Genomic DNA, 16,227 nt, shown 5'->3' with positions numbered 1-16,227 from the left:
TTAATAGTCGATATTGGTTAGATCGTGAATCTTCTGAATATCGGTTAAAATTTGCATCTGGTTTCCAGGAAGGGTATTTATCAGGGTATATAGAAAACTATCAGACACAAAATATGAGAATTGAAACGATGAATCGAAATTATAAAATGATAACATTGAGAGAGGAAACCATACATTTTGATGATGAATATGTGAATTTTGTCAGTGGCGTGATAGAAAAAGAAATTAGAACACCTGTGACCATGTACATCCCAGCTGCAACAATTACCACACCGACTTATCTCAATTTGTTCAAACTTCAGAATACCAATCAGCAAAAGGCTGACTTTAAGCCTGTTAGTTCTAAATATGTTGTAAGTGTTGATAATCAGGAAGGTAGAATAGAACTGCTTAAACCTATCAAATTATCATTTGAGTACTATGGGTCTGAAAAAGCAGGCATATACAAATGGGAGAATTATCAATGGGTTTATCAGTATTCAACACTCGAAGATGGTTTAATTTCAACAGAAATTCCTGCCGGTATGTTTAATGGAGGGGAATATGCGATCTTCATAGATGAAGACTATAGCAATATATTAGATATTCGATTCAATTGGGCTTATAAGGAAATTTATACACTCATGAGACGAGGTATCGTGGAAGATTCGCCATACTTTGAACCAGATATAAAACTGTCAAAATTAGATTTGGCAAAGATGCTTTATAAAATAATGGTGCCGTCACAAAACTATGCTGCTTCATCAATGTATAGTATTGGCGATATCAGTTCAACAGATCCTGATTATAGTGCAGTAAAATACGTTGTGGATTATGGTTATCTATCACTTGACTCAAAAGGTTTATTCAATCCAGAAAGTGAAGTCAGCTATTCTGAGTTTGAAGGTATTGCCGGTCGAATTGTAAACAGAAGTTTTTCATGGTCTGAAATTGCTTCTAAAATGAAAAATGATAAATACAGAAGATCTGATGGCAGTAGAGATCTTTCTCTAAAGATGCAACGAGCGGAGGCTGTTTATGCATTTTATGAGTTAATTAAATAATTTTGGTTTAATTGAAGTCAATAAAAAGGGGGGATATCCCCCTTTTTATTTCAATTTATGAAAAGTGGATTAAACATATATGCTTTTAACAACCTGTTAGCAGCTGTGATTAAATTTTATTAATGCAATAAAATTATAGAATATAAAATCATAAAGAGTATTATTTTTAATCATATGAGGGTATAATTAAGGTAGCACCAAGGTCCTATATCAATAGAAAAAGGTTTATGGCATAATAAAAAAGTTGGTAATTTTTAATTTGTGGACTATTCAGTTGGAGGTTTTAAGTGAGGTTAAAAAGTATTGAACGCGTTGAACCTGGAGATATATTGGGAAAAGCGGTTTATGATGAAAAATGCCAGTTGCTCTTAGCAAAAGGCGTAGATTTAACGCTCAACTACATAGATCGACTTAAACAATCCAGTATTCATTGCGTCTATATAGATGACGAATTATCTGAAGGGCTTGAGTTCGACAATGTTATTTCCGATGAGATAAAAGTGAGATCAATAAGTACGGTTAAAAATATCTTTAAGGAAATTACAGAGCGAAAGGGCATCTCCCTTTCTCCAAAAGGCGTTGATGAAATCAAGGATATCATCGATCAAATGATGGAAATGATCTTTCAAAATAAGGATACCCTATATGTTATGACTGAGCTTATGGGAACAGATATGTATACCTATAACCATTCTGCTGAGGTTGCGATCCTTTCAATGCTGGTTGCCAAGAGTCTTGGTCTTAACAATCAGTATGTTCAAAAGGTCGGTGTTGGTGCCATGCTACATGATATCGGCAAGATGAAAATTCCCAATGAGGTGCTTAATAAAGTAGAACCCTTGACCACAGAAGAACTAGCACATATTAAAGAGCATTCAAAGCTTGGATATGATATGCTTAAGGATTCACTTTCTATTTCACCCATTTCAAGACAAATTATTTTATTGCACCATGAAAAGCTTGACGGAAATGGCTATCCTATGATGCTGGAAGCTGAAAGTATTCCAGTGCATGTACGCATTGTTACCATCTGTGATATTTTTAATGCCCTCGTATCCAATCGGTCTTATCGAGATAAAATGAATGTGGATATGGCACTCGAAACGATCCGTGCAGAGGCAGTATATCAATTGGACAGAGAGATTTACTACCACTTGATCAAAGTGGTCAACATATACCCTGTGGGTACTATCGTTGAGCTTTCTAATAAGCAGACTGGAATCGTCATTAAGGAAAATAAAGATGCTCAAACAAGACCTGTTGTACAAATCATAAAAGACAAGAAAAAAGCTGAAATTATAAACTTACTCAATGACTTAACATTATTTATAGCAAAAACAGTTGATTTATAAAGTAATGGAGGGCATCAGTGGTATTTGTAATTATCGTCATTAAAATAATCCTAGAAACAATTACACTCTATAAACTCATTTCTAATAATTTAAAGAATAAAGGGGATAGATATTACTTTATTTATTCACTTTTATTTCTAATGCTTCTTTTTGACATCAAGACATTGGTGAACAGGGACTTGTCCCTTCTGTTCCTTAACCAATTGTATGTGATGTCAATTTTATTTTATGCGCTCTTCTACTTTTCAAAGAGCAAACTCAGTGTGAAAGCCATTGTCAATAATTTCATGGAGACACAAGACCTAGGACACTCAGAGCTTCTTAATAATATTGATGAAGCTGTTGCAATTGTCAAAAAAGACAACATGGATCTCGTCAGCTACAATAGCTTGTTTGAAGAGCTTATTCTAGCAAATCAGCACTTTGTAAATCTAGAGGATATTATCAGCTCTGTAAAAAGAGGCGAAAATGCTTTTGAAATCAAAGATTTTAATAACATCAAATTACATATAAGAGTGAGAATAATTGACTATGGCAATAAATACGTTGCCATCTATGTAAAGGATATCAGTGAACTTGCACTCATAAAAAAAGATTTGAGATTGCAACACAAGAGCTTTCAAGAAATGTGGGAGTATGCACCCTATGCTGTTATCATACGTGAACTCTTTGGGCGCATTGTCTATATCAATAAAAAAGCAGAAGTATTTTTTGATAAGCGTGCAAAAGAAGTGGAGGGGCAACCCTTTTATACGCTCTTTGGAGAAGACAAATCTCCAACATGGCATTTGGAAATGGAACACGAGGTCATGCTTGAAGAAAGTAAGTCTGTACTACGGGACGAAACTTTTTTAAATAAGCATAATGAAAAGAAATTTTTTCAGATCGAAGAAAAGATTATTTATTACCAAAGAAACAAGCATATTTGTACCAATATTTTTGATTTGACTGAAGTTTATTATGAACGTTTAAAAAGTCAGGCATTCAATGTCATTTACAGAAACAGTATGGTCCTGAATCAATCACATTATATTGTTGCAGATTTAATTAATGATGATATTCTCTATAATGATACTTTGGAGATCAAGCTAGGCAAGCCCATTAAAAAGTGGCATTTCTTTTTTGAACTTTTAGATATTGAATCTCAACTTTATCTCAAGAAAATCATTCTGAATCCTGAAGAGTTTAAAACAGAGCGCATTAAACTCGTTGATGGTGACCAGTTCATCGTGGAGGAATGCATTCAAAATGATCATCGGGTTGTAACAGGGTTGGTACTTAGTTATGTGGATGCATCTTCAATCCACTATAGTCCTGAAATCATTGGAAAGAATATTTTAAATCATATTAGAGAGGGCATTGTAATTATTGATTTTGATGGCAAGATTGAATATTCAAACGAAGCTTTTTGCAGAATGTTGGGTTATGAAGATCGTGAACTCTTGACAAAAACCATTGTTGATATTACGAAAGCACTGACGCTTAATATGGTTAAAGAAAACTGGGAGGTTACGAGAAACCATCATTCACATAAATTTGATCGCATCTATATTCATAAAGATGGTAGTGAAATTCCAGTTGAGATCACAGGTAAGCACATCGAGGTTGAAGATCGAGAGAAACTTATTCTAGTCATTAGGGATGTGTCAGAAAAATTGATCTACAAACGAAAATTTGCAGACTCTCAAATTAAGTTCACCCAATTGTTTGATGCCATTCAAGATGGAATATTTGAAATTAAGCTCCCAAGTAAAAATGTTAATTTTTATAAACAGTTTGACATGGAAAAGGGCTTTATTGGCGTAGAAATTCCTTACTTACAGTGGATCAATAATATTCATGAAGACGATCGATCTTTGGTCTATGAGTCAATTGATATTCTCACATCTGAAAAAAAGACAGAAATTCAATTTGAATACCGATATCAAAATGGAAACGAATGGGAATGGATGCGGGCCAGAGGCCGTTATTTAGAGGATGAAGATGGCGCTTCGATTCTTTTGATCAACAGAAATATTTCCGAAATTAAAAATGTTGTACTAAAACTTGAAGAGAGTAAGTATATATTGACCGAATCAGAAAAAATATCACATATGGCACATTGGCGTTACGATGTATCGCGAAGTGTTTTTGACGTGTCTGAAACCTTTGATGATATGTTTAAAATAAACGATATGGGGAATGAAATAACCTTTGAGCAGTTTCTTGACATGATACATTTAAGTGATCGAAATTACTTTGAAACAAAGTTCTCTCGTGCAGTTTGGGCATCAGAGGCTTTGGATGTCATTTTCAGAATTACAAATAGTTCTGAAATAAGATATATTCAGCTTTTCGGTAAAACCTACTATAGTGCTAATAACATTCCGATTTATGTCATCGGTAATACAGTGGATATTACAGACAAGATGTTATCAGCGAAAAGGCTGGAGGAATCGAAAAAACTTCTGGAAGGCATTATTGACCAGTCGCCAACGGGTATTATCGTAACCAAGCGAAATGGCCGCATTGAAGTGATTAACGAAGAGGCTACAAAGCTATTAAATTTGCATGAAGATTTTGAGATGACCATTGAAAGAGTCAGTGAGTATATCGTGGAAAAATATGAAACCGATACAGGGATCTCCGTTTCTGAACTCTTGCAAACCATCCAGAACGGTCATACCATTAATACCATTATTAAAGGCATCAAGCGAAACAAAGGACAATCTCTGATGCTTTATGCTTCGCCTATGTATGATGAAGAAAGCCGATTTACGGGAACGATCATCATTATCATCGACATCTCTGAGCGAATCATGATGCAAGCTCAATTGATTGAACAAACATCTAAATTGGTGAATGCTGAGAAACTAGCTAAACTTGGTCATTTTGAATTTGTGGATGACTTTGATAAGTTGTTTGCTTCAGAAGTAATCTACGATATTCTTGAGCTGGAAGCCCCAATAATCTTTAACACAGATATGCTCCTTGACTTAGTTGAAGATGATGATAAAGAACGCATTATTACCATGCTTAATGTGATTAAAAAGCATGCAGGACATTATACTTTAGAATTTAAACTCAAGACAAAGAAGGGCGGTCTTAAACACGTTCAGATTATCCTAGTGAAGACCATAAAGAACGGTCATAATTTCTTTGAAGGCACAATTCAGGACGTAACGGTTATCAATAGTGTTTTAGAGAGAATCCGACAATCTGAAAGAGAAAAAGACACCCTCATTAGCAGTGTTAGCGATCAGATTACCTATTACAATGCCAATAAAGAAATTGTCACCTTAAATCATACCCGGTATAAAAAAATCTATTGTGATAATGAAAATATTATCGGTAGAACATGTACAGAAGTTTTTAGTCCGGGCCATGATGAATGTGAACGCTGTATTGTTAAAAAAACCCTTGAACAGGAAAAGGCCTTTACAAGAGAGTATTATCAGGATCATCAGTGGTATGAGCAAAACACCCATCCTGTTTTTGATGACCAGAACAGAATTGTCGGTGTTGTTGAAATTATAAGAGATATTACCCAGGATAAGTTTATAAGAGAAAAACAGACAGCCCTTGATAAAATGCAAGTGTTTGATCAAGTATCTAAAGGTATCGCCCTAGATTACAATAATAAATTAATGGGCATTGTTGGCTATTTGAACCTCATTAGCGATTTTAAGACCTTGCCGAAAACCGTTAGGGAGTATATTGAGATTATTAGTAGAACTGCGTTAACCTTACAAGAGACAACGGATCAACTCTTAATGATGAGCAATTCTCAAATAGCAAAACAAAGTGCTATGGATATTAAAAAAAGCATTGAAAGTGCTGTTAAATTTGTAAATCATATGTATGATATCAACACCAATATTAGCCTTGATGTTCCTGATGAAGCGATATTTGTCATGGGGAATGAGGACATGTTTTTTAATGTGATCGTCAGTTTAATTTTAAACGCTATAGATGCCACGCTTAATATTGAAAAGCCGTCCATTCACATCGTTGTAGAACATGATGCGATAAAAGAATGTGTCCATGTTAAGGTTGTGGACAATGGGGTTGGTATATCAGATTCAATTAAGGACCGTATCTTTGAACCATTTTTTACAACCAAAGGAGATGCTAATAAGTCTGGAATGGGACTTACAACGGTGAAATCCATTATAAGTGAAATGAATGGTCACTTGAGTTTTTCAAGTGAAGAGGGTGAAACTGTATTTATGATTACACTTTCTACAAGTGATGGTCAAAAGAAAACTTCAAATTTGGTTGAACACGCACATGAAAACATTCAAAAAAATGGCATATTGATCATTGATGATGAAGAGATTGTTAGAATGCTCTTTGTAAACGTTTTATCAGATCAGGGTTATAATGTTTATGAAGCGGATAATGCCTTTGATGGTATGTCAATTTATGAACAAAACAGAGACAGAATTGAACTGATCATTATGGACATGATTATGCCTGAAATGAATGGACGAGAGACCTTTGAAGCGTTAAAAGGAATTGATGAGGATGTCAATGTTATTATTACTACAGGCTATAGCAATGATGATGATGTTCATTATGTACTAGAAAATGGTGCTATAGATCTTTTGAAAAAACCTGTTAGTATTTCAGCAATTAAGAAGAGAGTGGCTCAGTTTTTTAGTCAAACAGTTTTAATTGAACAGATGAATGAACAAAAACACGTTATAGATGTGAAAGAAGCACTTCGCAAGCTTGAAGGTAATGAAAAACTATATGAACGAATTTGCAAGAAATTCTATCTAAAATATCATGCTCTACCTGAGGTGATTGAAAATGATTTGATGGCACAAAATTGGCAGAACATTCGAACCAGTGCACACAATATTAAGGGGTTGGCCGGTAATATAGGCGACAAGCAACTTGAAACTGTGTGCTATGACTTAGAAGTCGCCATAAGGAATGAAATTATGGATGAAACACTTGTCAGATCATTTATTGATTCCTTAAAACTCCTTCTGACCTATTTGGAGGCCTCAATAGAGATGACTGAAAGTAACGAAAACTGATAATGCCACTAAGTCAATTTTTTTCTAAGGTAAAAAGTAAAACTACCAAGCAGCCTGAAGCATCCGACGATGATGAGGGCTGTTTTTATATTTGTGAAGTTTTTAAGGGTAACACCGACAATGGGTGCAATTGTAGCAGATACAGCGATAAAAGTATTGTAGATAGAAATGATGGTTGTACGATTCTTTGTGGGTGTTACCTCTAACAACATATTGAACAATACCAATATGGTACCTGCTATTGAAACGCCAATAATAATGTTAAAGACGACCAACATCCAAATAGAGTTGCTCAGTGCATATAAAATCGGCGTAATACTCATACCAAAAGTGGCAATTGCAATGGTGAGTGTATTGCCATACTTATCAGAGAACTTAGCCCATAGTGTAGAGGTTGCAATTGAAGAAAGACCTGATGCAATAGAGATCGCACTTAACCATGCTTCATTGGCACCCAAGGTTTTAATCATGAATATATTAAATAGTGGCCATCCCATCTGCCAACCGAAGTGAAAAGTCAGCGAACATGCCATAAAAACTTTAAAAGCTCGGTCATGACTGACAAATTTTATAGCATCTTTAAGGGCTACTTTAAATGAGTTTGTATTTTGAGAATGATCAATGCTTATATTGAATTTATTGAAGCTTATGACTTCAAAAATGCCGAATACAAAGGCAACAACAAAGAAAATTTGATAGAGCGCGATAACCTCGCCGTTATTGGTTGGAATACGTGTGAGTAATTGTCCAGCTAAGAGTGTGACCATGAGTCGAAAAACATCAGAGTACCGATTCCTCAGTCCCATAGCACGTCCTCTTTCACGAGAAGTGAAAATGTCCCCGATACAAGTCTGATACCCCATAAGATAAACTGAGCCCGGAAAGTTCATAAGGCCAACTAAGAAAACGAATAACCATGGTTTGGATATGTGGTTGATAAAAGGGACCACAGCCAGTGTCAGATAGAAAATTTTATGCGCCAACATAATGAACATTGTGGATTTTTTTTTGTTTCCCATCCCTTCGATAATCAAAGCGCCAGGAATCAGGGCGAATATGCTGACGAAGGCCGGCCAAGAGTTTAGAAATGCGAGTTCATAGTCACTAGCACCTAATCTTTCTGCAAACTTGGCAAAATAAGGGTTTACTAAATTTATTGCAATGGCATAGAAAATACCATTGTAAATGTTCATTTTCAAATTGGGATTCAGTTCAGGATCTGTTGGCCTCTTTTTAATAAAATACATAATCACCTCAAAATTTCGATATACGAAATACATTTCAATTATAACTTAAAAATAAAAAAAAACAAGTCAAAACATTTGACAAAATGTAAAATAATGGTAAAATAATATCAATACCAAAATATGGAAAATACAGGAGGTCGTATGAATAATGTTAGTTTAGTAGGGCGGTTGACCCAGGCACCAGAGTTAAAATTAATTGGAGAAGAAAAATATGTTACAAAGTTTAATTTAGCCATTGATCGGTATCTAGGCAGTTCTCAAAAGGATGAAAAAAGAAGCGAAGGCAAACCAACTGCTGACTTTCCGAGAATAACAGTTTGGGGGAAGACAGCAGAAAATTGTTGCAAGTATTTAGACAAAGGGGCCTTGATCAGTATCACTGGTAAAGTTGCCACAAGTAAATTTGAAAAAGAAGATGGGGAAGTGGTTTATATGACTGAAATCGTTGCCGATAGGGTACAATTCTTAGAACCCGCTCATCCTGAAAACAGACTATAAAGCCACTGAAACAAAGGCCTGCGTATGTGAAATATAAAAAATGACTGGTTTTTTTCACCGTAAACGTTTATAATACAAGTGGGGAAATATAAATTGATTAACAGGTGGTTAAATGACAAAAGTAGATGTTACGCAACTTGAGGTTGGCATGGAATTATTAGAAGATGTCTATGATGATAATGGGGTTGTTCTTATTGGAGCGCATACTCTTCTTAGTGATGTTCATATTCAGTATCTCAAAAGAAAACAAATCAAATCTGTCAATATTCGACTTTCAGATTCTCAAATAGAACCAGAGGGTACATCTACCAAAACTGAGCCTCAGAATCGATTAAACTCGCCTTCTGATGTGGAAGAAAAATATCAGACTACTGTCAATAAATTCAAGGGGATCTACAATGAATTTCGGTTAGGTCGAGTACCGGTCTATGAGGAAATTCAAGATACCCTGGAACCCTTGTATGAAGCGATTTTGAATGATGAATCCTTCACGCGAAAAATGTGGCAGATCCATGCTTATGACGATTATACATTTGATCATTCTGTTCGAGTATCCATGATTTCCGGGCTTTTGGCCAAGTGGGTTAAACAGGATGTTAAGGGGATTAAGGATGCAGCATTAGCTGGACTTTTACACGATATTGGAAAGTGTAATATCCCGGATAACATTTTGAATAAGCCAGGTCCTTTAAATTTTGAGGAATTCAAGGTCATAAAGACCCATGCAACTCTTGGCTATATTCTCATAAAGGATATTCCAAATATCAACTATGATGTTATGCTTGGGGTCCTCCAACACCATGAAAGAGTGGATGGTACTGGCTATCCCAATGGGATAACAGGCAATCAAATGAGTTATATTGCAAAAATTGTATCAGTGGCTGATGTTTATTGTGCAATGACTGCCGATCGTGTTTATAAACCTGCAATGCATCCCTTTGAGGTTGCTAGCTTTATACTTGAGAAATGCTATAGCTCTTTGGATTTTTCAATGTCCAAGACTTTTTTATCAAATATTTCACACTTTTACATCGGTCATAGAGTTCGATTGAACAATGGACAAGAGGGTGAAGTTATTATGACCTATAAAGATGATCCTGCAAGACCGCTTATTAAAGTAGGAGAATCATTTTTTGACCTAAGACGTCATATTGAACTGGAAATCGAAAGCATGTTGGACATGTGATTATTTAACTGCGGTATGTGTCAAAAATAAGACAGGATCAAAAAGCATTATTAAAAGATTGTTATCAAATCTTTACTCAATTAGTGGAATTCACTTAATTGTAGTAAAGATTTTTTATATTTTATAGAGAATATTTTTAAAGAAGATGGTTAGAACGTGCGTTCGAAACAAAACACTTGCATTTCCTTGCTAACATTTGATATGATTAGGATTGGAGAAAAAAATAGAATGCATAATATTGTTTAAGAGGTGTAAAATGAGTCAACAAAAATATACAAATGAAAGTATCGTCGCTCTAAAAGGCGCAGATAGAGTAAGAAAAAGACCTTCAGTCATATTTGGTTCAGATGGATTGGAAGGATGTCAGCACTCATTTTTCGAGATACTCTCCAATTCAATCGATGAAGCACGACAAGGCTTTGGTAAAGAAATCAAAGTGATTAGACACGAAGACCTTTCAATATCTGTTATTGATAATGCTAGGGGGATTCCTGTTGACTACAATCAAAATGAAAAGAAGTATAACTGGGAACTAATCTTTACTGAGCTCTATGCAGGTGGCAAGTATAATAACAACGATTCAGATGTCTATGAATACAGCTTGGGTTTAAATGGTCTTGGTTTGTGTGCAACACAGTATAGTTCAGAATATATGGACGTCATCATTCACAGAGATGGCTTTGAATATCGCCTAAGTTTTAAAAAAGGTAAGATCGTAAAAGATGGTTTTGTCAAAGAAGAAAAAAAATACAAACGTACAGGGTCTCAGATTAAATGGCGACCTGACTTAGATGTATTCAAAGATATCAATATTCCCATAGAATTTTACCAAAGTGTTTTAAAAAAACAATCTATTGTAAACTCAGGAATTAAGTTTATTTTAGAAGATGAAGCACAAAATTTATTTTATGAATATATTTATGAGAACGGTATTAAGGATTACATTGAGGAAATTGGTGATGAAAAATCCATATCGTCCATCTGTTATTTCGAGGACGAAGGTTTTGGTAGAGACCGTGAGGATATGCCAGACTATAAAGTAAAAACACAAGTTGCTTTCACTTTTAACAATGAAGTCAACCTACTTGAGTATTTTCATAACTCAAGTTTTCTTGAACACGGTGGCTCACCTGATAAAGCAGTTAAAAATGCCTTTGTGTATGAAATTGATAAATTCATAAAAAATGAAAACAAGTATAATAAAAATGAGAAGAAAATATCATTTGTAGACATTCAAGACTCTTTGATTTTAGTGACCAACTCTTTTTCAACTGTTACAAGTTATGAAAATCAAACAAAGAAAGCCATTACAAATAAATTTATACAAGAATTTATGACAGATGTTATTAAAAAGAATCTTGAAATCTACTTTATTGAGAATAAAGAAGAGGCCTTGAAGGTTGTTGATCAGATTATTATCAACAAACGGTCTAGAGAAAAAGCAGAAACGACGCGACTTAATTTAAAAAAGACTTTAAGCTCAAAGATTGATTTGACAAATAGGGTCAAGAAGTTCGTGGATTGTAGAACAAAGGATACCGGTGTTAGAGAACTTTATATTCTAGAAGGGGACTCAGCTCTTGGTGCATGTAAAATGGCAAGAGATAGTGAGTTCCAAGCATTGATGCCAATAAGAGGGAAGATATTAAACTGTCTGAAGGCAGATTATGAAAAAATATTCCAGTCTGAAATCATAACGGATCTTATAAAAGTATTGGGATGTGGCGTGGAAATCAAAACACGACACAACAAAGAACTGGATACCTTTAATTATGACAGCTTAAAATGGGACAAAATTATAATCTGTACAGATGCCGATGTTGATGGTTTTCAAATTAGGACATTGGTTCTTACCATGATCTATAGACTTATACCAACCTTGATTGATCAGGGAAATGTATATATCGCGGAGTCACCTTTGTTTGAAATTAATGTGGCGGATGGTGAAACACTTTTTGCATACAATGAAAAAGAAAAGAATGACATGGTCAAGAAAATTAAAAAGAAATACACAATCCAAAGATCAAAAGGACTTGGTGAAAATAATCCAGATATGATGTGGCATACAACCATGTGTCCTGCAACGAGAAAACTCGTCCGAGTGACATCTGATAATATATTTGAAACACAAAAGATGTTTGAAGTGTTACTTGGTGATGATCTCAGTGGCAGAAAAGAATTTATAGAAGAGAATGGTGAGCACTATTTAGAAATGCTCGATTTAAGTTAAATCAAAATAGGAGTGTTACATGCATAAAGATTTGATTATTGAACAGAAAATTACAGAAACACTTGAACATAATTATATGCCCTATGCTATGAGTGTTATTGTTTCTAGGGCGATACCGGAAATCGATGGCTTTAAACCTTCTCATAGAAAAATTCTCTTCACCATGTATAAGATGAGATTGTTAAAGGGGCAGAGAACTAAATCTGCAAATGTTGTCGGTCAAACCATGAAACTCAATCCACATGGGGACCAGGCCATCTATGCAACTTTGGTCAGGCTGGCGCGTGCAAATGAGTCGTTGCTTTTACCCTATATTGATTCTAAGGGTAACTTTGGTAAAGTGACCTCTAGAGATATGAAATATGCTGCACCGAGATATACCGAAGTAAAGCTTGATGACATCTGTGAAGAAATATTTATGGATATTGACAAGGATAACGTCGATTTTGTGGATAACTATGATGGTACAATGAAAGAGCCCACACTCCTTCCGATTACTTTTCCAAATATATTGGCAAATCCTAATAAAGGGATTGCTGTAGGTATGGCAAGTAATTTTGCGAGTTTCAACTTGAGAGAGCTTTGCAATTTGACGATTGCCTTTATCAAAAATCCAGAAGTGGACCTGATCTCATTGATGCCTGCACCTGATTTTCCAACAGGTGGCGAGATTATCTATGTGCCTGATGAAATTCAAAAAATCTATGAAACAGGTCAAGGTAGCTTTAAGATTAGAGGAAAAGCCGAGTATATCAAAAAAGACAACATGATTGAGATTACGGAAATTCCCTATACGACAACAGTAGAGCAAATTATTGACCGTATTATTGAGCTTGTTAAGTTAGGACGTATTAAAGAAATAAATGATGTGAGAGATGAGACGGACTTAAAAGGTCTCAAGGTTACAATCGATTTAAAGCGAAGCACTGATGCGGATAAATTAATCGCAAAACTCTTTAAGTACACAACGCTTGAAGACAGCTTTTCTTGTAACTTTAACATGTTAATCAATGGCCGACCTAAGGTACTGGGCATTAAATCCATATTAAATGAATGGCTGATCTTTAGAAGGGAATGCATTCGTAGAGCAGTCAGATATGACATCAAACGCTTATCAGACAAGTTGCACCTCCTATATGGTCTTAAAGAAGTTTTATTGGATATAGACTTGGCAATCAAGATTGTAAGAGAGACTGAGCACGATAAGGAAGTCGTTGGCAACCTTATGAAGGCTTTTGGTATCGATGAGATTCAAGCTGAGTATGTTGCAGATATCAAGTTAAGATCCTTAAATAAAGAATATATTATCAATCGTTTAAGTGAAGTTAGTGCTCTTGAACAAGAAATTACAAAGCTAAATGAGCTCTTGAATAGTGAAGCTAAAGTCAATAAGGTCATTATAAAAGATTTAGAGCGTGTGGTAAAAAAATATGGTCAGGAAAGAAAGACTCAGTTGGTTATGCCTGATGATATTGTAATTCACAATGAAGAAAATCACATTGAGGATTACAATTTGAAAGTGTTTTTCACGGCCCATAATTATCTTAAGAAGGTTTCCCTTGTTTCTTTGAGATCTAGTGGAGATCACAAGATCAAGGAAGAAGATGAAATTCTGCAGGAGATTGACGGTAACAATAAAGATGAAATTCTCTTTTTTACAAATCAAAACAATGTATATAAAATGAAGTTGTATGAAATAGAAGACCAAAAGGTGAGTAGCTTAGGGGTATACTTACCTAATATTCTGGATATGGATAAAGATGAAGAAGTCATCTATTGTGTTATCACAAGAGATTTCCAGGGCTTTATGATTTTTGGATTTGAAAACGGTAAAGTGGCTAGAGTGCCTTTAGAAGCTTATAAGACCAAAACCAATAGAAAGAAATTGGTAAAGGCTTATTCGGACGAGTCAAAATTGACAGGTATTTTCTACTTTATAGAAGAAAGTGCCATATTGGCCGTTAGGGAAGATCCAAAAGGCGAGCAGCGAGCACTTTTATGTGGTACTGATTTAATCACTGAAAAGGTGACTAAAAATACCAAGGGAATTCAAATTGTGAGGATGAAGAAGGGAAGCCTCATTAGTGCTTATCTTTTGCCTTCTGACATTGAAATTGAAGATATTGAGAAGTTCAGAATTTCAAGTATCCCGAAATCAGGAGATGAATTGGATTTACCAAGTAAGTTGGTCTTGACAAAATGGTTAGAAAACAGAAGCACGAATTAGAGTAACAAAGTTTAAAATGGGTATCTAATGAAAAATGAAACATAAGGAGGTTTATCATGAATCCTAAAATGAGAAAGGTTGTTAATGGATTAATTATTGCACTTACAGTGAGCATGATATTAAAGGTCAGTTACGAATTGAAATGGTTAGACGTCCTTATGGGAATTCTAAAAATTGAGACCAAAGACAAAAATGTCCAGAAGATATCATTTAAAGCGCTATCGTTTGTGGCAAAGATAGACCATGAGATCGATTTCCTTATAGAAATGAAAGGCATGGGATGGCATTTTGTTAAACACTATGGCCGTGGCATGATCTTTGAAAAAGAGGGCTATGAGATTTTAATCAGTAAAAGAACCTATTTTAATAAGTATGCTTTCTATGAAGTGACAACTAAAGAGATTTTTGATGTTATTTAAGTCACTTTAATGCAAAAGTATTGGCATGTGTATAATAAACCAGCATTCGTTTTTGATGCTGGTTTTTTTATTATATATCATTAGTTCTTTGAGCAAGAGTGTTCTACTTGTGAAAAGCGGTTAGATGAGAATGTTAACGTCAAAACAAGGTTTTGACGTTAAATGATTATATACAACAAAATTTGAGCCGAAAGCTGTGAAGAGAAGTGTTCAATCTCAAACAGCGTCAGCGAAAATTGGTTTGAGACATCGAAGGTGGCTTAAATGTTGTTATAGATCATTAGTTCTTTGAGTAAGAGTATTCTGCTTGTGAAAAGTGGTTAGATGAGAATGCTAACATCAATACAAGGTTTTGACATTGAATAATGAAAAATGATGAAAACAGTCATCTGTTTTGTCATAAAGGTCATGAAAAGTATCTTATTAATGATATAGATTGTCGTCCAATAACGAAAATAGCTAAGTTATTTCAGTGAAGTTTAAATTTAGAGGTGAATAGGCAGTATAAAAAAAGTAATGACAGCATAGGTTTGCAAGGCTTTGATTTGATGGATAAATACGTTGAGAACTAGTGATTTCAGACACTTGAAAAGTGTCAGAAAATTAAGAATAGAACAACTTTTGAATTGGTGAAAAAAAGTAAACAAAAGGTGTTGACGCACATGTCTATCTGTAGTAAGATAATCAAGTCGCTTGACGAAGTAAACTTTCGGGAAAGCAACAAACACTAAAAAATATCAAATAAAAAATGCGTTTCAAGTATTGACATGGATTAAAACGTTTGATATAATTTAAAAGCTGTCACACATTGTAAAAACTACGTTAAACGCAGTTGAACAAAATGTAAACGACAGCACACAGGACCTTGAAAATTGAATAGCGCAAATGAATTAAAACACGCAATTCTTTGAGCTTATGGAAATCATTTCGGTGATGGAAGTTGCTTAACAGAAACAAGTGATAAAAGTCTGAAAAGACAAAACGGAAACAAAAGCCAT

The 16,227-nt window shown here is 34.8% G+C and carries 9 protein-coding genes; 8 read left to right on the top strand and 1 reads right to left on the bottom strand.

Going from position 1 to position 16,227, the window contains the following annotated elements; all coding sequences use genetic code 11:
• The 3 genes from AC220I_RS08590 to AC220I_RS08580 all read left to right on the top strand — a co-directional run.
• Nucleotides 1-1,043, top strand: a 1,043-nt coding sequence (locus AC220I_RS08590; protein WP_486723408.1) for an S-layer homology domain-containing protein, incomplete at its 5' end; no start/stop codon positions are given.
• Between the two features lie 287 nt (nt 1,044-1,330).
• A complete protein-coding gene (locus AC220I_RS08585; protein ID WP_486723407.1) occupies nt 1,331-2,395 on the top strand; it encodes an HD-GYP domain-containing protein in 1,065 nt (354 codons plus the stop codon).
• Nucleotides 2,396-2,412: 17 nt separating this feature from the next.
• On the top strand, nt 2,413-7,422 hold the full coding sequence (locus AC220I_RS08580) for a PAS domain S-box protein (protein WP_486723406.1): 5,010 nt from the start codon (nt 2,413-2,415) through the stop codon (nt 7,420-7,422).
• Nucleotides 7,423-7,430: 8 nt separating this feature from the next.
• Here AC220I_RS08580 and AC220I_RS08575 read toward each other — a convergent pair whose 3' ends face one another.
• Complete coding sequence (locus AC220I_RS08575; protein WP_486723405.1) at nt 7,431-8,669, bottom strand: MFS transporter; 1,239 nt, start codon at nt 8,667-8,669, stop codon at nt 7,431-7,433.
• A gap of 141 nt (nt 8,670-8,810) precedes the next feature.
• Between AC220I_RS08575 and AC220I_RS08570 the strand changes: the two genes are divergently transcribed.
• From AC220I_RS08570 to AC220I_RS08550, 5 genes are all read left to right on the top strand, one after another.
• Nucleotides 8,811-9,167, top strand: coding sequence for a single-stranded DNA-binding protein (locus AC220I_RS08570; RefSeq protein ID WP_486723404.1), 357 nt, complete (start codon nt 8,811-8,813; stop codon nt 9,165-9,167).
• Between the two features lie 112 nt (nt 9,168-9,279).
• A complete protein-coding gene (locus AC220I_RS08565) occupies nt 9,280-10,353 on the top strand; it encodes an HD-GYP domain-containing protein (RefSeq protein ID WP_486723403.1) in 1,074 nt (357 codons plus the stop codon).
• Between the two features lie 256 nt (nt 10,354-10,609).
• On the top strand, nt 10,610-12,583 hold the full coding sequence (locus tag AC220I_RS08560) for a DNA gyrase/topoisomerase IV subunit B (RefSeq protein WP_486723402.1): 1,974 nt from the start codon (nt 10,610-10,612) through the stop codon (nt 12,581-12,583).
• Between the two features lie 19 nt (nt 12,584-12,602).
• On the top strand, nt 12,603-14,810 hold the full coding sequence (locus AC220I_RS08555; protein WP_486723401.1) for a DNA gyrase subunit A: 2,208 nt from the start codon (nt 12,603-12,605) through the stop codon (nt 14,808-14,810).
• A gap of 56 nt (nt 14,811-14,866) precedes the next feature.
• Nucleotides 14,867-15,229, top strand: coding sequence for a hypothetical protein (locus AC220I_RS08550; protein ID WP_486723400.1), 363 nt, complete (start codon nt 14,867-14,869; stop codon nt 15,227-15,229).
• Nucleotides 15,230-16,227 lie beyond the last annotated feature (998 nt).

It is taken from the genome of Fusibacter sp., from assembly GCF_057447755.1.
The sequence above is the reverse complement of the archived record's forward strand: the minus strand, read 5'-3'. Positions and strand labels throughout refer to the sequence as shown.